Annotated in this window: 17 protein-coding genes and 1 rRNA gene; 12 read left to right on the top strand and 6 right to left on the bottom strand. The window is 72.7% G+C overall.

The window, feature by feature from the left end:
• The first annotated feature begins 204 nt into the window (after positions 1–204).
• The 3 genes from rrf to IG54_RS41525 all read left to right on the top strand — a co-directional run bounded on the left by rrf (position 205) and on the right by IG54_RS41525 (position 2,076).
• Positions 205–321, top strand: a 5S ribosomal RNA gene (gene rrf, locus IG54_RS0128845).
• 125 nt (positions 322–446) lie between these two features.
• Positions 447–587 (top strand): hypothetical protein, encoded by a 141-nt coding sequence (locus tag IG54_RS42210; RefSeq protein WP_158708939.1) that lies wholly within the window; start codon positions 447–449, stop codon positions 585–587.
• 739 nt (positions 588–1,326) lie between these two features.
• The gene (locus IG54_RS41525) at positions 1,327–2,076 is read left to right on the top strand and encodes a tetratricopeptide repeat protein (protein WP_030790873.1); all 750 of its coding nucleotides are present in this window, start codon (positions 1,327–1,329) and stop codon (positions 2,074–2,076) included.
• Positions 2,077–2,179: 103 nt separating this feature from the next.
• On the opposite strand, the gene IG54_RS0128835 is transcribed toward IG54_RS41525, so the two are convergent.
• A complete protein-coding gene (locus IG54_RS0128835; RefSeq protein ID WP_030790870.1) occupies positions 2,180–3,463 on the bottom strand; it encodes a DUF1015 domain-containing protein in 1,284 nt (427 codons plus the stop codon).
• Between the two features lie 72 nt (positions 3,464–3,535).
• Between IG54_RS0128835 and IG54_RS0128830 the strand changes: the two genes are divergently transcribed.
• Positions 3,536–4,588: an HAD hydrolase-like protein gene (locus tag IG54_RS0128830; protein ID WP_030790867.1), complete on the top strand. Its 1,053-nt coding sequence runs from the start codon at positions 3,536–3,538 to the stop codon at positions 4,586–4,588.
• Positions 4,589–4,730: 142 nt separating this feature from the next.
• On the opposite strand, the gene IG54_RS0128825 is transcribed toward IG54_RS0128830, so the two are convergent.
• Both IG54_RS0128825 and IG54_RS0128820 read right to left on the bottom strand, forming a co-directional pair.
• On the bottom strand, positions 4,731–5,564 hold the full coding sequence (locus IG54_RS0128825) for a siderophore-interacting protein (RefSeq protein ID WP_030790865.1): 834 nt from the start codon (positions 5,562–5,564) through the stop codon (positions 4,731–4,733).
• Positions 5,561–6,610, bottom strand: coding sequence for an ABC transporter substrate-binding protein (locus IG54_RS0128820; protein ID WP_030790862.1), 1,050 nt, complete (start codon positions 6,608–6,610; stop codon positions 5,561–5,563). Before IG54_RS0128820 ends, IG54_RS0128825 begins: the two co-directional genes overlap by 4 nt.
• A 97-nt stretch (positions 6,611–6,707) precedes the next feature.
• Between IG54_RS0128820 and IG54_RS0128815 the strand changes: the two genes are divergently transcribed.
• Genes IG54_RS0128815 through IG54_RS0128805 form a run of 3 tightly spaced genes read left to right on the top strand, consistent with a single transcriptional unit; the run spans position 6,708 to position 9,651 of the window.
• Complete coding sequence (locus tag IG54_RS0128815; protein ID WP_030790859.1) at positions 6,708–7,751, top strand: FecCD family ABC transporter permease; 1,044 nt, start codon at positions 6,708–6,710, stop codon at positions 7,749–7,751.
• Entirely contained in the window at positions 7,748–8,773 is a 1,026-nt protein-coding gene (locus tag IG54_RS0128810) for a FecCD family ABC transporter permease (RefSeq protein WP_030790856.1), read from the top strand. Before IG54_RS0128815 ends, IG54_RS0128810 begins: the two co-directional genes overlap by 4 nt.
• Positions 8,770–9,651, top strand: a complete 882-nt coding sequence (locus IG54_RS0128805) for an ABC transporter ATP-binding protein (protein WP_051820100.1) — start codon at positions 8,770–8,772, stop codon at positions 9,649–9,651. The genes IG54_RS0128810 and IG54_RS0128805 overlap by 4 nt, the downstream gene beginning before the upstream one ends.
• On the opposite strand, the gene IG54_RS0128800 is transcribed toward IG54_RS0128805, so the two are convergent.
• On the bottom strand, positions 9,635–9,982 hold the full coding sequence (locus tag IG54_RS0128800) for an alkyl sulfatase C-terminal domain-containing protein (protein ID WP_030790851.1): 348 nt from the start codon (positions 9,980–9,982) through the stop codon (positions 9,635–9,637). The genes IG54_RS0128805 and IG54_RS0128800 overlap by 17 nt on opposite strands.
• A gap of 42 nt (positions 9,983–10,024) precedes the next feature.
• On the opposite strand from IG54_RS0128800, the gene IG54_RS0128795 reads away from it, so the two are divergent.
• The 3 genes from IG54_RS0128795 to IG54_RS0128785 are packed head-to-tail and all read left to right on the top strand — an operon-like array spanning position 10,025 to position 12,055.
• Positions 10,025–10,315: a hypothetical protein gene (locus IG54_RS0128795; protein ID WP_030790848.1), complete on the top strand. Its 291-nt coding sequence runs from the start codon at positions 10,025–10,027 to the stop codon at positions 10,313–10,315.
• Positions 10,316–10,322: 7 nt separating this feature from the next.
• On the top strand, positions 10,323–11,138 hold the full coding sequence (locus IG54_RS0128790) for a TlyA family RNA methyltransferase (RefSeq protein WP_030790845.1): 816 nt from the start codon (positions 10,323–10,325) through the stop codon (positions 11,136–11,138).
• An 11-nt stretch (positions 11,139–11,149) separates the two neighbouring features.
• On the top strand, positions 11,150–12,055 hold the full coding sequence (locus IG54_RS0128785) for an NAD kinase (protein ID WP_030790842.1): 906 nt from the start codon (positions 11,150–11,152) through the stop codon (positions 12,053–12,055).
• A gap of 357 nt (positions 12,056–12,412) precedes the next feature.
• Here IG54_RS0128785 and IG54_RS0128780 read toward each other — a convergent pair whose 3' ends face one another.
• Positions 12,413–13,771 carry an FtsX-like permease family protein gene (locus IG54_RS0128780; protein WP_234336379.1) on the bottom strand — a complete coding sequence of 453 codons (1,359 nt, stop codon included), beginning with the start codon at positions 13,769–13,771 and terminating at the stop codon, positions 12,413–12,415.
• 247 nt (positions 13,772–14,018) lie between these two features.
• Here IG54_RS0128780 and recN point away from each other — a divergent pair, with 247 nt between their 5' ends.
• Positions 14,019–15,746: a DNA repair protein RecN gene (gene recN / locus IG54_RS0128775; RefSeq protein ID WP_030790837.1), complete on the top strand. Its 1,728-nt coding sequence runs from the start codon at positions 14,019–14,021 to the stop codon at positions 15,744–15,746.
• Between the two features lie 291 nt (positions 15,747–16,037).
• The gene (locus tag IG54_RS0128770; RefSeq protein WP_030790834.1) at positions 16,038–17,201 is read left to right on the top strand and encodes a glycosyltransferase family 4 protein; all 1,164 of its coding nucleotides are present in this window, start codon (positions 16,038–16,040) and stop codon (positions 17,199–17,201) included.
• 16 nt (positions 17,202–17,217) lie between these two features.
• On the opposite strand, the gene IG54_RS0128765 is transcribed toward IG54_RS0128770, so the two are convergent.
• Complete coding sequence (locus IG54_RS0128765) at positions 17,218–18,852, bottom strand: PucR family transcriptional regulator (protein WP_106977115.1); 1,635 nt, start codon at positions 18,850–18,852, stop codon at positions 17,218–17,220.
• Positions 18,853–18,884: the final 32 nt, after the last annotated feature.

The following is an 18,884-nucleotide window of genomic DNA, read 5'->3' as shown; positions in this document are numbered from 1 at the left end:
GGCCAGATCTGGAAGCCCGGTAACGGGTGGAGGTGACTGGTACTAATAGGCCGAGGGCTTGTCCTCAGTTGCTCGCGTCCACTGTGTTGGTTCTGAAACAACGAACAGTTGTGTCGGCTGAACAGCGTCACTATTTAATTGAAAAGTGTGCTTGTTCGCTGCCCTGTTTGAGATCCTGCTCTTCAGCGGGATATTTCATAGGGTTTCGGTGGTCATAGCGTGAGGGAAACGCCCGGTTACATTCCGAACCCGGAAGCTAAGCCTCAAAGCGCCGATGGTACTGCAGGGGGGACCCTGTGGGAGAGTAGGACGCCGCCGAACAATCTTTGGAGGACCCCTGGTCCCAGCGTTCACGCTGGGACCAGGGGTCCTTTTGTTTTTGTCGAAGCGCGCCGGCAACCCGGCTGCGCGAGAATGACTGCGGTACCGAAGACTAGGAGTCACCCATGTCCACCAACTCTCCCGACGAGCGACCGGGGCGCGACCAGCGCGGCCGGGACGGTGGCGACCGGGGCGGATACCGCGGGGCTCCACGGCGGGACAACGACCGCGGTGGCGACCGACCGGCCGAGCGGGCCCCGCCGTGACGACCGTGAGCGTGGTGGCTTCCGCCGCGACGGTGACCGGCCGGCCTTCCGGCGCGACGACCGCCGTGACGACCGTCGCGACGGCGACCGCCCCGACCGTGGTGGCTTCCGGCGTGACGACAACCGTGGTGGCAGCGGGTTCCGTGGCCGCGACGACCGGCGTGATGACCGGCGTGATGGCGACCGTGGTGGTTTCCGTCGCGACGACCGCCGGGACGACCGCCGTGACAACGACCGCCGTGATGGTGACCGGCCCGCCTTCCGGCGTGATGACCGTCGGGACAATGACGACCGGCCGAGCGGGCCCCGCCGTGACGACCGTGAGCGTGGTGGCTTCCGCCGCGACGGTGACCGGCCGGCCTTCCGGCGCGACGACCGCCGTGACGATCGTCGGGACGACCGCCGCGATGATCGTCGGGACAACGACCGTGGGGGCGATCGTGGCGGGTTCCGTCGCGACGACCGGTCCAGCGCGCCCCGTCGTGACGACCGTCGGGACAGTGAGCGCAGGGACGACCGCGGTGGCTTCCGCCGTGACGACAACCGCGGTGGCGGTGGCTACCGCGGCGGGCGTGACGACCGGGGTCGCGACGACCGTGGCCCCCGTGGGCCGCGGCGTGACGACAACCGGGGCGGCGGCGGGTTCCGCGGCCGTGACGACCGGCGTGACGGTGACCGCGGTGGGTACCGCGGCGGGCGTGACGACCGCGGTGACCGTGACCGCGAGCCCATCAGGCGGCTGCCGATCCCGGAGGACGTCACCGGGCACGAGATCGACAAGGACGTACAGCAGGAGCTACAGAGCCTGCCGAAGGGCCTCGCCGAGGACGTCGCCAAGAACCTGGTGATGGTCGCCAACCTCATCGACGAGGACCCCGAGCAGGCCTACGCCTACTCGAAGATCGCCCTGCGGCTGGCCTCCAGGGTCGCCGCCGTGCGCGAGGCGGCCGGCTTCGCCGCGTACGCCAACCAGAAGTACAGCGAGGCGCTCGCCGAGTTCCGGGCTGCCCGGCGGATGACCGGCAGCGTCGAGCTGTGGCCCGTCATGGCGGACTGCGAGCGTGGTCTCGGCCGGCCCGAGAAGGCGCTGGACATGGCCGGTGCGCCCGAGGTGCACAAGCTCGACAAGGCGAGCCAGGTCGAGATGCGGCTCGTCGCCGCGGGCGCCCGCCGTGACATGGACCAGATCGACGCGGCCATCGTCACCCTCCAGAGCCCCGAGCTGGCCTCGAACTCCGTGCAGCCCTGGACCGCACGGCTGCGCTACGCGTACGCCGACGCGCTGCTGGCGGCCGGTCGCGAGGACGAGGCGCGTGAGTGGTTCGCGAAGGTCATCGAGTCCGACAAGGACGGCAGCACCGACGCGTCGGACCGCCTCGCCGAGCTGGATGGCGTCGAGTTCGTCGACGCCCTCGGTGAGGACGAGACCGACGGCGCCGACGAGGCTCCCGCGGCGGCCCAGGACACGTCGGACGACGACGAGGACTGAGCTTCCGGATAGCCGGACAGACCAAACAGATCACTGAGAACGGGCGGGACTCCCTGAGGGGGTCCCGCCCGTTGTCGTATGCCCGTCAGATTGTCGTATGCCGTCAGAAGGCCAGGGCGCGCAGGACCAGGCCCGTGGCCGGCTTCGGGCCGAACGATGTCGACTTGCGGGGCATCGTGACGCCCTGGCGGGCCAGGTCGCGCACGACCTCCTCGTGCACCGGGTGCATCAGGACGGCCGTACCGCCGTCGCGCTCGGCCTTCTCGACGGTCGCCGCGGTGTCGTGGATGTACGCGATGTGCTCCGGGGCGTCCGGGATCTTCCAGACGTGGTCGAGCAGCGTGGTGTGCAGGACCGTCGCGTCCAGGGTGCGCCAGGCCTCGGGGCGGTCGTCCGGGATCGTACGGGCGAGGAGGTCGCTCGAAGGGTGATCTATGAGGTGGAAGGCGCCGTCGCCCGCGAGGACGAAGGCGTTGCCCTTGGAGGCGGCCCCGGCGAGGGCGTCGAGCACGTGGTCCAGGGGACCCTCGACGGTGCGTACGCGGAAGGAGTCGCCGAGGGCGGCGAGCGCCTCGGACACCGGCAGCCGATGGAGGTAGCGGTGGATCGCGCGGACACGCAGGGGGTAGCGGGCGGTATCCACCAGGAGGACCAGGCCGTAGTCCCACGGGCTCGGCGAGGGGTGCTCGGCGCGCAGCCGCAGGTTGGTCGCCCAGCGGTGGTGGCCGTCCGCGATCAGGGCCTGGTGGGTGGCGAGATCTGACTGGATCTCGGCGATCTCCGCCGGATCGGTGACGGCCCACAGGCGGTGGTGGAAGCCGTCCTCGGTGGTCGTCGACAGGAGCGGCTCTCGTTTGGCCGTGCGCTCTATGACGGCCGTCGCCCCGGTGGGTTCGGCCTCGCTGTCGCTGCGGTAGGTCAGCAGGAGCGGTTCGAGGTTCGCGGAGGTCGCCCGCATCAGGGCCGCGCGGTCCTCGACGACGTGCGGCATGACGCCCTCGTGGGGGAGGACGATACCGTCGTCGGCCTCGGAGAGCCGGAGTGCGCCGATGAGGCCTCGCTGGAGGATCTCGCTGTCCTGTTGTTCGTAGACATACAGGCTCGGCTCGTCGTCGGGCGCGAGGATGCCCTCACCGAGCCAGGTGCGCAGGGTGTCCGCGGCCTGTTGGTTGCGGGCGGCCGGGGTGGTGGCCTGCGGGAGGATCAGACGCACGATGTTGTGCGGGTCGGCGGACTCCAGGTGGAGCAACCCGTCGGGCCGTACGACCACGTCGTAGGGCGGTGAGGTCACCGCGGCCAGACTGCCGATCTGTTCGGGGACGTAGCGCACGCCCCGGAACGGGATCAGGTCGAGGCCGGCTGTGTCCGTGTGACCCGCTGTGTTCATTAGGGCATCGTATGTGTGTCAGTGGCATAAGCGATGATCGGGGGAGTGGGATCGAGCGAGGAGCGATGTGTAATGAGCCAGACCGCAGGCCACGGCACGGGCGGGCGCGTCAGGACGCGGCCCGATGGCAGCAGCCGGGCGCTGAGCGAGGCCTATGACACGGCTCTGCTCGACCTGGACGGAGTGGTGTACACGGGTGGGCACGCCATCGCGCACGCCGTCGAGTCGCTGGGGACCGCGCGCGAGGGCGGGATGCACCTCGCGTACGTCACGAACAACGCGCTGCGGACGCCGGACGCGGTGGCGGAGCACCTGACGGAGCTGGGGATCGCGACCGGCGCGTCGGACGTCATCACCTCGGCGCAGGCCGTCGCCCGCCTGGTGAGCGAGCAAGTGCCCGCCGGTGCGCGGGTGTTGGTGATCGGGGGCGAGGGGCTGCGGGTCGCGCTGCGGGAGCGGGGGCTTGAGCCGGTCGAGTCGGCCGACGACGATCCGGCGGCCGTCGTACAGGGGTACGGGGGACCGGACCTGGCGTGGGGGCGTTTCGCCGAGGCCTGTTACGCGATCGCACGCGGCGTGCCGTGGTTCGCGTCGAACACCGATCTGACGATCCCGAGCGCGCGGGGCATCGCGCCGGGCAACGGCGCGGCGGTCGAGGTCGTACGCATCGCGACGGGCGCCGAGCCGCGGGTGGCGGGCAAGCCGCTGCCCCCCATGCACCGGGAGACGATCCTGCGGACGGGGTCGGAGCGGCCGCTGGTCGTGGGCGACCGTCTCGACACGGACATCGAGGGCGCGTTCCACGGTGAGGTGGACTCGCTGCTGGTGCTGACGGGCGTCACGGACGGCGCGCGGCTGCTCGCCGCGCGGCCCGAGCACCGGCCGACGTATGTGGACGCGGACCTGCGCGGCATGCTCGCCGGGCAGCCCGAAGTGGCGCCGATGGACGGCGGCTTCGGGTGCGGCGGGTGGACGGCGTCGGTACGCGGTGACGAACTGGCGCTGGACGGCGAGGGCGAGGCCATGGACGGCCTGCGGGCGCTGTGCGCGGCGGCGTGGACCGAGGCGGGGGACGGCAGCTGCGCGCTGGACGCGGGCAAGGCGCTCTCACGTCTCGGGTTGTAGGCGGGCTTCGGGTTGTGGGCGGGCCTCGGGCTGTCGGGCGCCTTGGGTTGTGGGCGGGCCTTGGGCCGTAGGTACGCCTACAGCCCGAGGTCGCTCAGGGGCGGCCGGTGCGGGAGACCCCGTCAGGGACGCTCGGGCCCGCTCAGGGGTTCTCGCCGCGGTCGATCAGCTCGTCCGTGGTCGTGTTCTTGCGCCAGTAGCCGGAGAACGACACCCGCTTGCGGTCGAAGCCGCGCTCGCCCACGAGGTGGCGGCGTACGGCCTTGACGGTCGCGGACTCTCCCGCGATCCAGGCGTACGGCGTTCCCTCGGGGAGGTCCGCCCCGCGGACCGCGTCCGTGGTGGCGCCCTCCCGGGTGAGCCAGTGGATCTCGGCGTCGGCCTTGGTGGGCAGGGGCTGGCGGTCGGCCAGGTCGTGGACCTCGATCCACACGCGCGTCGGCAGGCCGGACGGCAGCGTTTCGAGGATGCCCGCGACGGCCGGGAGCGCCGACTCGTCGGCGGTCAGGAGCAGCCAGTCGGTGTCCTGCGGCGGCCGGAAGTCGTACGCGGCGTTCTCCGCCTCGACCGGGGCGAGCACGCCGATGCGGGCGCCGGGACGGGCGGTCCGCGCCCAGCTGGTGGCGGGGCCGTCGGCCGGCGAGGGGTCCGCGCAGTGGACGGCGAAGTCGACGACCAGCTCGTCGGGGTCGCGGCGCAGCTCACGGGTCGTGTACGTGCGCATGATGCCCCGTACCGCCGGGTCGAGGGCGCACCAGGCGGCGTACCAGTCGGCGGCGTCGCCGCTGCCGGTGTCCGGCATGACCGGGGCGTCCTGCCCCGGGTGCGGCAGGAAGATCTTGACGCGCTGGTCGCGGCCGGCCGACGCCATCCGCGACAGATCGGCTCCGCCGAAGGTCACGCGGATCATGGCGGGGGTGAGGCGCTCGGTGCGCAGGACCTCGACGTCGAAGTACTGGTAGGGGGAGTCGGTCATCGCTTGAGCCTCTTCGACTTCTCGACGGCGGCGGCGAGCCGCTCAATGACAGGGGCGTATCCGGCGTAGCTGTAGCGCTCCTCCATCGACCACGGGACGGTCTGGCCGGCCTTGACGGCGGGGAGCTGGGCCCAGGTGGGCTTCTTCGCCAGCTCTTCGGGGGGCAGCGCGGTCGTACGGTTGTCGATCATGATGAGGTCGGCGTGGTACTTGTCGGCGTTCTCCCAGCTGAGGAACTCCCAGAAGCCCCACTCGTCGCTCTTCTTGCCCTCGACGAACTCGATGCCGAGGTCCTTGAAGTAGTGGAGGTCGCAGTAGCTGTCGGGGACGGCGACGTACATGTTCTCGGCGTCGCCGGTCGTCGCCATGACCTTGAGGCCGCGGTTGGCCTCGGCGGCCTTGCGCAGGGTCCGTTCGGCCTTCTGGAAGCGGGCCTTGGCCGCCCGTACCTTCTCGGACTCCAGGTCCGCGCCGAGGGAGGCGGCCAGTTCGGTGTACCGCTTCAGGGGCTCGCGCAGGGAGACGCGGGCGCCGTTGATGCCGACGGTGGGGGCGAGTGAGGCGATCTTCTTGCGGCTCTCCTCGGGGATGAACCAGAGGTTCGGCGGCGGGAACATGTTGCTGATGAGCAGGTCGGGTTGGAGGGCCGCGTACTTCTCGATGCTGAACTGGCCCCACGCGTGGCCGAGGTCGGTCAGCTTGTCGAGATCGAGGTCGCCCGCCTGTGGGCTGGGCTTGCCGTCCACGGGCTTGGAGGGGCCGAAGATGCCCTTGCACTCGATGCCGTAGTCGTGCAGGGCAGCCGCCGTGCTCACGAAGGCGACGATGTTCCTCGGGTGCTCATCGGTCGTGACGGTCTTGCCCCGGTCGTCCTTGAAACTCCAGGCCTTGCCGCCCTTTTGCCCCTTGCCGTCCTTGCCGGTGGTGGAGGTGTCGCTGTCGCCGCCGCACGCGGTGAGCAGGGCGCCGAGACCGAGGGCGCCGCCCGCGAGGAGTATCTCGCGGCGGTGGGGGGCACGCGTGGGGGACCGACGCGGTGCGGGCATGGTGGCGCTTCTCTCGTCGAAGGGCGGTGTGAGGGCAGGTTCGGTGAGCTGCCAGGCCAGGGCTCAGGACGCTGCGAGGGTAGGCTAACCTAACCTGGTGTTGGTCGACAGTCCCCCAGAACCCCGCGCGGAGACCGCTCCCGCGCCTCCCAAACGCCGCGCGATACGCAGCATCGGGCTGCTCGTCTCGGTGGCCGTCCTCCTGCTCGTCTTCGTCGTGAGCATCGCGGTCGGCGCCAAACCGATGTCCATGGACCAGGTCTGGCACGGACTGTTTCAGGACACGGGCACGTACGGCGATGTCGTCGTCGGAGAGCGGCTCTCGCGCACCCTGCTCGGGCTGCTCGCCGGTGTCGCGCTCGGACTCTCCGGTGCCGTGTTGCAGGCGCTCACCCGCAACCCGCTGGCCGACCCCGGTCTGCTCGGCATCAACCTGGGCGCGTCGGCCGCGGTCGTCACCGCGATCAGCTTCTTCGGCGTCACCTCCCTGAGCGGCTATGTGTGGTTCGCCTTCGTGGGGGCGGCGCTCGTCGGCGTCCTGCTCTACATCCTGGGCGGGGCGCGCGGCGCGACGCCGGTGCGGCTGGCCCTCGCCGGTACCGCGATCAGCGCGGCGCTCTACGGCTATCTCCAGGCCGTCATGATCATGGACGGGGCCGCGCTCAACAAGATGCGGTTCTGGACGGTCGGTTCACTCGCCTCCGCCAACATGACCACCATCCAGCAGGTCCTGCCCTTCCTCGCGGTCGGCACCGTGCTCGCGCTCGGCCTCGCCCGGCCGCTGAACGCCATGGCCATGGGCGACGACACCGCCCGCGCGCTCGGCGCCCACCTCACGCGCACGCGCGCGCTGTCGATGGCGGCGGCGACCCTGCTGTGCGGGGCTGCGACGGCCGCCTGCGGGCCGATCGTGTTCATCGGCCTGATGGTGCCGCACATCGTGCGCTCCTTCACCGGCCCCGACATGCGCTGGATCCTGCCGTACTCGGCCGTCCTCTCGCCGGTCCTGCTGCTCGGCGCGGACGTGGTCGGACGGATCGTGGCGCGTCCCTCGGAACTCCAAGTGGGCATCGTGACCGCGGTCATCGGCGCGCCCGTCTTCATCTTTCTCGTACGACGGCGGAAGTTGGCCCAGCTGTGAAGGCGATACGTACCCGGGGCCTGTCCATCCGGCTCGACGTCCGCACGACCGCGGTCGTCACCCTGCTCCTCGTCGCCGCGCTCGCCGCGAGCGTCGTCCTGATCGGCACCGGCGACTTCGACATCCCGGCCGCCGATGTCATCCGCACGCTGCTCGGCGACGGCGACGCCGGGCAGGACTTCATCATCAACGAACTGCGGCTGCCGCGGGTCCTCGTCGGGCTCCTGGTGGGCGCGGCCCTCGGGCTCGGCGGCGCCCTCTTCCAGTCCGTCTCCCGCAATCCGCTGGGCAGTCCGGACGTCCTCGGCCTCGGCCAGGGTTCGACCGCCGGGGCGCTCACCATGATCGTCCTGTTCCAGGGCAGCGCGGTCGAGGTCGCGGGCGGCGCGCTCGTCGGCGGGCTCGTGACCGGTGCCGTCATCTATCTGCTCGCCTGGAAGCGCGGCGTCCACGGCTATCGGCTCGTCCTCGTCGGCATCGGCGTCGCCGCCTTCAGCACGGCCGTCAACGGCTATCTGCTCACCAAGGCGGACTTCGTCGACGCCGCCCGTGCCGTGGTCTGGCTGACCGGCTCGCTCAACGGCCGCGACTGGGAGCAGGTCTGGCCGCTGCTCGCGCTCTGCGCCGTCCTCGTCCCGCTCGTGCTCGTGTACGGGCGTCCGCTGCGGATGCTGGAGATGGGCGACGACGTCGCGAACGCGCTCGGCGTACGCGTCGAACGCACCCGGGCCGTGCTGCTCACCGCGTCCGTGCTGCTCACGGCGGCCGCCACCGCCGCCGCGGGGCCGGTCAGCTTCGTCGCGCTCACCGCGCCGCAGCTCGCCCGGCGCCTCACGCGCTCGCCGGGGCCCAACCTCATGCCGGCGATGTTCATGGGCGCCGCCCTGCTGATCGTCGCGGACCTCGCCTCGCAGCGGGCCTTCGGCGCGGACCAGCTGCCCGTCGGCGTCGTCACCGGTGTGCTCGGTGGCGTCTACCTGCTGGGGCTGCTCGTCACCCAGCGCAAGGCGGGCCGGATATGACGCCCGTGCCCGCCGAGAAGTCCCGCCACGAACGCGTACCACCCCATGACCAGGAGCGTGCTGCTGTGAACCGGCTCATCGCCGACGACGTCACCCTCGGCTACGACCAGCGCGTCATCGCCGAGAAGCTGTCCGTCGAGATCCCCGACAACTCCTTCACCGTGATCGTGGGGCCCAACGCCTGCGGCAAGTCCACGCTGCTGCGCGCCCTGTCCCGGATGCTCAAGCCGTCCGCGGGGCGGGTGCTGCTCGACGGGAACGTCATCCAGTCGATGCCCGCGAAGAAGGTCGCCAAGACGCTCGGCCTGCTGCCCCAGTCGTCCATCGCGCCCGACGGCATCACGGTCGCCGACCTGGTCGCGCGCGGCCGCTACCCCCACCAGGGCCTCCTGCGGCAGTGGTCCGAGGAGGACGAGCGGATCGTCGACGAGTCGATGGAGTCGACGGGCGTACGCGAACTCGCCGACCGCTACGTCGACGAACTCTCCGGCGGTCAGCGCCAGCGCGTATGGATCGCGATGGCCCTCGCCCAGCAGACCCCGCTGCTGCTGCTCGACGAGCCGACCACGTTCCTCGACATCCAGCACCAGCTCGACGTCCTCGACCTGTGCGCCGAACTCCATGAGGAGCAGGGCCGCACCCTCGTCGCCGTCCTGCACGACCTGAACCACGCCGCGCGCTACGCCACGCACCTCATCGCCCTGCGCGACGGCGCGGTGGTCGCCGAGGGCGCGCCCTCCGAGATCGTCACGGCAGAGCTGGTCGAGCAGACGTTCGGGATTCAGTGCCGGATCATCGACGACCCGGAGAGCGGGACGCCGCTGGTGATCCCGGCCGCACGCGCGGGGCGCCGGGCACCGGCTAAAGCAGCGATCTGAGCTTCAGCAGGTCCCGGAAGCCGGCCTCCAGCCCGACCCGGCCGGAGGCCCACGCCTTCGCGAACCCCAACTCGCCGTCCACCAACGCGACGAGGTCGTCCCCCGTCATCGCCAGGCGGATCTCGGCCTTGTCGCGGGGCGGTCCCTCATGGGTGTCGAGCAGCGTGATCCGGCCGTTCTCGAGACGGCCGGTGAAGGTGGCGTCGAGGTCGGTGATGTGGCAGCTCAGCGAGCGGTTCAGCGCGGCGGCGCCGCGCACGTCGCCGTCGGCGGACGCGAGATTGTCCGAGAGTTCGTCGAGTGCCGTGCGGCACTCCGCCATGGTCGCCATCGTGATCGACGGTACCGCAGCGCTTCGGGGTAGCGTCGTGCCATGAGCGACTCTCACGCGGGACCACCAGAGGCGGAGGCAGAGCCGGACGGACCGTCGTACGACCCCGCCGCCCCCGCGCCCCTCGGCGTCGGACGCACGGCCACCGGCAGCACCGAGGTGGACGCCTGCCTCGCCCGGCTCGGCGACGCCGACCACCTCGCCACCGACGGCCACATCGAGGTGTACGAGGATGTACACCGGGGCCTGCGCGACGCGCTGACCGCGCTCGACGAACGCCCCGGCCCACCGGCACCCACCGGTGCGCCGTCATCCTCGTACGACAGGAGCTGAACCGAACGTGGCAGGAGTGGCACGACGCCGCCTCGACGCCGAACTCGTCCGGCGGAAGCTCGCGCGCTCGCGCGAGCACGCGAGCCAGCTGATCTCCGCCGGCCGTGTCTCGGTCGGCAAGACCGTCGCGACCAAGGCGGCGACACAGGTGGAGACGGCCGCCCCGATCGTGGTCTCGCAGGACGACAGCGACCCCGACTACGTCTCGCGCGGCGGTCACAAGCTCGCGGGCGCCCTCGCCGCCTTCGTGCCGCGGGGTCTTGTCGTCGAGGGGCGGCGCGCGCTCGACGCGGGCGCCTCCACCGGCGGCTTCACGGACGTGCTGCTGCGGTCCGGCGCCGCGCACGTCGTCGCCGTGGACGTCGGCTACGGCCAGCTCGCCTGGTCGTTGCAGAGCGATGACCGGGTCACCGTGAAGGACCGCACGAACGTACGGGAGTTGACGCTGGAGGCGATCGACGGCGTGCCCGTCGACATCGTCGTCGGCGACCTCTCCTTCATCCCGCTCGGCCTGGTGCTGCCCGCCCTCGTGCGGTGCGCGGCCCCCGACGCGGACCTGGTGCTGATGGTCAAGCCGCAGTTCGAGGTGGGCAAGGAGCGGCTCGGCAGCGGCGGCGTGGTGCGCAGCGCCGAACTGCGGGCCGATGCCGTACGCGGCGTCGCACGTCAGGCGTGGGGGCTCGGCCTCGGGGTGCGCGGGGTGACCGCGAGCCCGCTGCCGGGACCCTCGGGGAATGTCGAGTACTTTCTGTGGCTGCGCGCCGGGGCCGATGAGCTGGACCCGGCGGACGTAGACCGTGCCGTGGCGGAGGGGCCCCGTTGACTCAGTGCCGAGTGACCCAGACCAGAGCGCGAACCGTATTCCTGCTCGCGCACACCGGACGGCCCGCGGCCATCCGCAGCGCCGAACTCGTCGTCCAGGGGCTGCTGCGCAGCGGCATCGGCGTACGAGTCCTGGAGGCGGAGGCCGCGGACCTTCCGCTGCCCTCCGCCGTCGAGACGGTCAGGGAGGCCACCGCCGACTGCATCGACGACTGCGAGCTGATCGTCGTCCTCGGCGGTGACGGGACGCTGCTGCGCGGCGCCGACTTCGCGCGGGCCTCCGGGGTGCCGATGCTCGGGGTGAACCTCGGGCGCGTGGGCTTCCTCGCCGAGGCCGAGCGGGACGACCTCGACAAGGTCGTCGACCGGGTGGTCACCAAGGAGTACGAGGTCGAGGAGCGCATGACGATCGACGTCATCGTGCACCGCAACGGCGACGTCGTGCACCGCGACTGGGCGCTGAACGAGGCCGCCGTGCAGAAGGTGTCGCCCGAGCGGATGCTCGAGGTCGTCCTGGAGATCGACGGGCGGCCGGTCACCGGCTTCGGCTGCGACGGCATCGTCTGCGCGACACCGACCGGCTCGACGGCGTACGCGTTCTCGGCGGGCGGCCCCGTGGTGTGGCCCGAGGTGGAGGCGCTGCTCATGGTGCCGATCAGCGCGCACGCCCTGTTCGCCAAGCCGCTGGTGACCTCGCCGGACTCGGTGCTCGCCGTCGAGGTCCAGCCGCACACCCCGCACGGGGTGCTGTGGTGCGACGGCCGGCGGACCGTCGAACTGCCCTCGGGCGCGCGGGTGGAGGTGCGCCGGGGCGAGGTGCCGGTGCGACTCGCGCGACTGCACCACGCCTCGTTCACCGACCGACTGGTCGCCAAGTTCGCGCTGCCGGTCGCCGGGTGGCGGGGGGCGCCGCACTAGGGCGTGTCCGTAAAGTCCCGTCTGCGTCGCGACGCCCGGCACGCACTCTCGCCGCGTCGGCCGAAAGCCGAAGTACGCCCAGTACGAGGGCTTCCGGTCGGCACGCCGAGAGCACGCACCGGACGCCGCGACGCCCGCCCTGCGGGCGAACGACGGGACTTTGCGGACACGCCCTAGCGCCGCCGCGCGCCGAGGGGCGGTTCGGGCGGGGCGCGTCACCGGTCGTGCGGCCCCCTGGGGGGGGGCGTCTCGTGCCGTCTCCCGAAGGGTGCGGGCCCCTCGCCGCAGGTGCGTACCTGCGGGAGCGTCGTGGCTGGGCGCGCAGTTCCCCGCGCCCCTGACGGGGCGTCCGGCCGTTTACGTTGCGCCGACCACCGAGATCGCGCGCCTGCGCATGACCGCGCGGACCGGCAGGCCGGTGGCGAGCAGGGTCAGGAGCAGCGTGCCCGCGGCGACGCCGGTCGGGACGGCCCACGGCAGGTAGGGCAGGGCGGAGCCGAAGGCCGTGCTGAGGATCGGGGCGAGCGTGCCTAGCGCGATCGCGCCGCCGAGCAGCAGCGCGGTCCCCGCGACGACCACGGCCTCCCAGGCCGCCATCGCCCGCACCTGGGCGCGCTGGCTGCCCACCACCCGCAGCAGGGCCACGTCACGGCGGCGCTCGAAGGAGATCATGGCGAGGGTGTTGGCCGCGGCGATGGCGGCGAAGCCCGCGTAGAGCCCCGTGCCCACGTAATCGAGCCAGACCTCGCCGGTGCTGCCCGCCGAGCCGGTGTGGTGCTGAGCCGTCGTGTGCATGCCGATCTTGGTGAGGCCGAAGCCCACGACGAGTACGAGGGGTACGACCGCGGCGGAGAAGCGGCGGGGCTGCGAGCGGACGTTGAGCATCGCGAGGCGGGCGCTCGGGCCGACGCGGCCGATCAGCGCCGAGACCAGCCAGGCCGCCGGGCCGATGATGCGCGGGCCCAGCAGCCCCGCGCCGACGCAGAACATGATGAGCACGAGGAAGGCGCCCTCGCTCGCCTCGGCCGCGGGCTTCTTCGACAGGAGCACCGACACGAAGCACGCCCCGGCGACCGCGATCACACCGAGCGGCGCCCGCAGCATGCCGAGCCCCTGCCGTCCGGTCGCCGCTTCGGAGAGCGCGCGGGCCGGGCGCAGCAGGGAGAAGCGCAGCGCCGAGAAGAAGGCGGCGAGCGTCGTCGTCACCACGGCGACGCCCACGCAGACCGGCAGTGCGAGCCAGCTGAAGCGGAAGGTCGCCTCGGCGGGCAGCAGCCCGTGGGAGACCATGCCCGCGTGCCACCAGCGAGCGCCGAGACCGCCGAGGGCGAAGCCGGCGAGCGCGGCGGGGACGGAGGCGGCGAGGGCCTGGAGAACCACCGCGCGGCGGATCTGGCGGGGCTTCGCGCCGATGGAGCGCACCATCGCCAGCTCGCGGTGCTGCTGTGCCACGGCGGTGCCCATGGTCGAGACGACCACGAAAATCGACATGTAGATAGAGCCGATCAGGAGGACGATCGCCATGTCGCCCACGCCGTTCTCCGTGATCTGCCGACGCGCCGACGCGGAAAGACCCTCGGTGCTTTCGGTACTCGTCGTGCCGAGCATCATCGTCGACGCGCTCACCACGGTCGCCGCGAAGAGCGCGGCCACCGAGGTGCCTATGAATGCCGGGCGGTGCGCGCGCAGCGCCGCCCGTGCCAGTCCTGTTGCCATGTGGATCATGGTCGCGGCGGCGGTGGGGCGGGGGCCATGCGGCGAGCCGGTGGATCTTGCTGGGGATAACCCCACCCCCCTCGGCGCCGCCCCCCGCGGACTCGGTGCGGCCCCTGCGCGCGACCCACTCCCGCGAGTGACAGTGGCCGCCGGTACGCCGCTACTACCTGCGCCTTAGCGGACGGAGCCGAGGGGCCGTCGCACACCGGCCCCGCGACCTCGTAAGGTCGTGTCCGTGTTGGAGGAGATGCGGATACGGTCGCTCGGAGTCATCGACGACGCGGTCGTCGAGCTGTCGCCGGGGTTCACCGCCGTGACGGGTGAGACCGGCGCGGGCAAGACGATGGTGGTCACGAGCCTTGGCCTGCTGCTCGGCGGGCGCGCGGACCCCGCCCTGGTGCGGATCGGCGCGAAGTCGGCGGTGGTGGAGGGGCGCATCGCCGTACCCCCCAACTCCTCGGCGGCCGTCCGCGCGGAGGAGGCCGGGGCCGAGCTGGACGACGGGGCACTGCTGGTCAGCCGTACCGTCTCGGCGGAAGGGCGCTCCCGGGCGCACCTCGGCGGACGCTCGGTACCGGTGGGTTTGCTTTCCGAACTCGCCGATGACCTGGTCGCCGTGCACGGCCAGACCGACCAGCAGGGCCTGCTGAAACCGGCCCGGCAGCGCGGCGCCCTCGACCGGTACGCGGGCGACGCGGTCGCCGTGCCGCTCGCCAAGTACACGGCCGCCTACCGCAGGCTGCGGGCCGTCACCGCCGAGGTCGACGAGATCACCACGCGCGCGCGGGAGCGGGCCCAGGAGGCGGATCTGCTGCGCTTCGGCCTCGAGGAGATCGCAGGCGTCGAGCCGCGCGAGGGCGAGGACACCGAACTCGCCGCCGAGGCCGAGCGGCTCGGCCACGCGGAGGGCCTCGCCTCCGCCGCCACGTCCGCGCACGCCGCGCTCGCGGGCAACCCCGAGGACCCGGAGGTCGTCGACGCCTCCACGCTCGTCGCGGGCGCCTCAAGGGCCCTGGAGGCCGTGCGCGCGCACGACCCCGCCCTGTCCGCGCTCGCCGACCGCCTCGGCGAGATCGGGATCCTGCTGAGCGATGTCGCGGGCGAACTCGCCGGGTACGCGGACGACCTGGACGCCGACCCGCTGCGGCTCGCCGCGGTCGAGGAACGGCGGGCCGCGCTGACCCAGCTCACCCGGAAGTACGGCGCCGACATCGACGCCGTGCTCGCCTGGGCCGAGGAGGGCGCCGCCCGCCTGGCCGAACTGGAGGGCGACGACGACCGGTTGGACGAGCTGGTCGCCGAGCGGGACGCGCTGCGGACCGAACTGGCGGGGCTCGCGCAGACGCTGACCGAGGCACGTCAGGAGGCGGCCTCGCGGTTCGCGGCGGCCGTCACCGAAGAGCTAGCCTCACTGGCGATGCCCCACGCGCGCGTGTCGATCGCCATCAGCAGCACGGAGGTTCCCGAGGGGGCCGACGGCGTGGTCGTCGACGGCCGTACGGTCGCCTACGGCCCCGCGGGCGTCGACGAGGTGGAACTCCTCCTCGCCCCGCACCCGGGCGCCCCGGCCCGGCCCATCGCCAAGGGCGCGTCGGGCGGTGAGCTGTCGCGCGTGATGCTCGCCGTCGAGGTGGTCTTCGCGGGGACGGACCCCGTTCCGACGTACCTCTTCGACGAGGTCGACGCGGGCGTCGGCGGCAAGGCGGCGGTGGAGATCGGCCGCCGCCTCGCGCGGCTGGCCAAATCGGCGCAGGTCGTGGTCGTCACACACCTCCCGCAGGTCGCGGCCTTCGCCGACCGCCAGCTGCTCGTCGAGAAGACCAACGACGGCATGGTGACGCGCTCCGGGGTCCAGGTCCTGGAGGGCGAGGACCGCGTACGGGAACTCTCGCGGATGCTGGCGGGCCAAGAGGACTCGGAGACCGCGCGGGCCCACGCGGAGGAGCTTCTCGCTACCGCTAGGTCGGACGGTTAAGGCTCCCTCGTGTGAAGCCCCGTAAGGGGCGCGGGGAACTGCGCGAGCAACCACGAAAAACCCGCAGACGCGTCTGCTCAGTGACTCGGCAGACGCGTCTGCGGCTTTTCGTGGGCTGAGCGCGCAGTTCCCCGCGCCCCTGGCGGGGCGCTACACCTCACCCGTGTGGGTGATTGCGCCCAGAGAGTTGGCTGACCCCACACGGAAGTGACCTTTCGCCGGTGCCGGAACGGCACCCCGGCTGGCATCCTTGGCGGGACCGCCCGCCGCAGACCCAGGAGCCCCGGCCGCGTGAGCCACGTGAGCAGCCACTCGCCGCACGGACAGACACCGCACGGACAGACGCCGCTGCACACCGTTCAAGTCGTCGGCGGTGCCAGCGCGGGCAGCTGCGCGCACGTCAGATCGCTGGCCGCGGGACTCGCCGCCCGGGGGGTACGGGTCACCGTCTGCGCCCCCGAGGAGGCCGCCCGCGCCTACGACTTCGCCGGCACGGGCGCCCGCCACGTCCACGTGCCCCGCAGCGGCGACCCCGCCTCCGTGGCCGCCCTCCGGGTGGCCTGCGCCGACGCCGACCTCGTGCACGCGCACGGGCTGCACGCCGCCTTCCGCGCGGTCCTCGCGCTGACCGGGCGCCCCACTCCGCTCGTCGTCACCTGGCACAACCACACCCACGCGGCAGGCGCCCGCGCCCGCGTCCTGCGCGTCCTGGAACGGCGCGTCGCCAAGGCCGCCGCCGTGGTGCTCGGCGCCTCGTCCGACCTCGTCGACCGGGCCCGCAGGAGAGGCGCCAGGGACGCCCGGCTCGCCGCGGTCGCACTGCCCGTGCCCCGTCGCGCCGGCCTGCCCGATGCCCCGGACGAGGAACCGGACCGCCTCCTCCACAAGGCCCGCGCCGAACTGGGCGCCGTGGACCGCCCGTTGGTCCTCGCCGTCGGCGCCCTGGAGCCGGGCCGCGGCTACGACGTCCTCCTGGACGCCACGCGCGCGTGGCGGCACCTGGACCCGCTGCCACTGCTCGTCATCGCGGGGGAGGGCCCGGAGCGGGCCGCCCTCCAGCGCCGCATCGAGGCCGAGCGGCTCCCGGTCCGGCTGGTCGGGCGGCGCGACGACGTCCCCGACCTCCTCGCGGCCGCCGACCTCGCGGTGCTGCCCGGCGGCTCGGAGCCCCGCCCCGTCCTCGCCCAGGAGGCCCTGCACGCGCGCGTGCCGCTCGTCGCCGCGGCGAGCGGCGGGGTGTCCGACCTGGTCGGCGACGCCGCCGAACTCGTCCCCCACGAGGACGCCCCGGCCCTCGCCACCGCCGTTCTGCGCCTGCTCGCCGACCCGGCCCGCAGGGCCGAGCTGAAGAACAGGGGCACGGCCCAGGCGGCCACGTGGCCGACCGAGGACGAGACGGTCACCCAAGTCCTCAGCGTCTACGACGAGTTGACGCAGCCGGTGCCGTACAGCTGACGTCCGGGGCGGGTGTTCACGTCACAAGCCTGCGCGCCCGCAGCGCCAGGCTCAGTGCGAGAACCGTCTGCGGATCGTCGAGGTCGGTGCCCAGGAGTTCGCTGATCCGGGCCAGGCGGTTGTACAACGTCTGCCGGTTCAGATGCAGCTCGCGTGCCGTCTCCGCCTTGCGTCCCGCATGCGCCAGATACGTCTGGAGCGTAGGCAGGAGCGGCGGCTTCGACCGCTCGTCATGGGTGCGCAGGGGTCCGATCGCGCGGTCCACGAACGCCGCCAGGTCGGGATGGTCGCGCAGCCGCCACAACAGCAGGTCGATGTCCAGGCGCCGCGCGTCGTACCAGGGGCGGTCGGTCAGACCCTGCGCGGCCGCCGCCGTCTCCGCCGCGTGCCGCAGCCCCGCCGACGCCGCCGCCCAGCCACCCGCGACCCCGACCACGACGACCGGCGGCTGGGCCCCCGGCCGCCGCATCCCGGCCCGCTCGACCCCGGCCCGCAGCGCCGCAGCGACCCGGTCGGCCACCGCGGTCCTCTCGGATTCCGACCGCAGACCGAGGAGCAGGGGCACCCGGCCCTCGACAGGACGTACGCCGAGCAGTACCGGCACGCCCACGGACGCCAGCTCCTCCGCCACCGCCCGCGCGAGCACCGCCCAGGCGCCGCCCGTCGGCAGGCCGTCCGCGAGCCGCATCACCACCGGCAGCAGAGGGCTGTCCGCGGGGACCGGCTTGAAGCCGAGGACGCGGGCCTGCGCCGGGGCGTCGTCGGCCGCGATCCGCCCCTCCGCGAGATCGGTGAGGAAGTCACCGCGGCCGCGCGCCGCCAGCTCCTCCTCCTGGCGGGCCTGCATCAGCACCACCGCGAGACTGCTCGCAGCCCGCTCCGCGGCGATGCGGTGCACCGGCAGCGGCGCCGCATCCACGGCCAGCAGTACGAGACGGGCCCGCACCGAGCCCGCGCCGGGCCCGCCGCCCGGCACGTCGACGAGGACCGCGCCCGCGGGCGGACCGCCCCTCTCGACGGTCCGGCCGCGCAGCCCCTCCCACACCTGGAGCGGATCCGCGCACTCCGTGCCCGCCCCCGCGGCGTACAGCAGCTGCCCGTCCGCCGTCTCCAGGAAGATCGGGTTGCCGCTGAACTCCGCGAGGATGCCGAGGACTTGGGGGATGCCGCCCCCGCCGAGCAGCGCCTCCGTGCACCGCCTGTGCACCTCCTCGGCCTGCTGGAGCAGCGCGTAGTGGCCGTTGACGATCTCGGTGTGCACCTCTTCGGTGACCGTCACGAACGGCACCTCCCGGTGCAGCTGCACCAGTGGCAGCCCCGCGGTACGCGCCGTCTCGACGATCGCCGCGGGCAGCCGGGCGAAGCGCGGACCCAGCTCGACGACCAGCGCCGCGATGCCCCGCTCCGCCAGCTCGCGCACGAACGCGCGCTGCTCGGCCGGGCGCGCCCCGAGCCCGAGCCCGGTGGTGAGCAGCAGTTCGCCGCCCTTGAGCAGCGAGGCGATATTGGGCACCTCGCCCGCGTGCACCCACCGCACCGTCCGCTGGAGCCGGTCCGCGCCCGCGACGACCTCGGGGAGCCCGCCGCGCAGTCCCGGAAGTTCCAGCGCGCGCTGCACGGTGATGCCGCCCCGAGTGCCCTGATTGTCCATGGCGCGGACGCTACCGGGGCGCATCGCACACG

The organism is Streptomyces sp. NRRL S-920, from assembly GCF_000717945.1.
Taxonomy (GTDB): Bacteria; Actinomycetota; Actinomycetes; order Streptomycetales; family Streptomycetaceae; genus Streptomyces; species Streptomyces alboniger.
The sequence above is the reverse complement of the archived record's forward strand: the minus strand, read 5'-3'. Positions and strand labels throughout refer to the sequence as shown.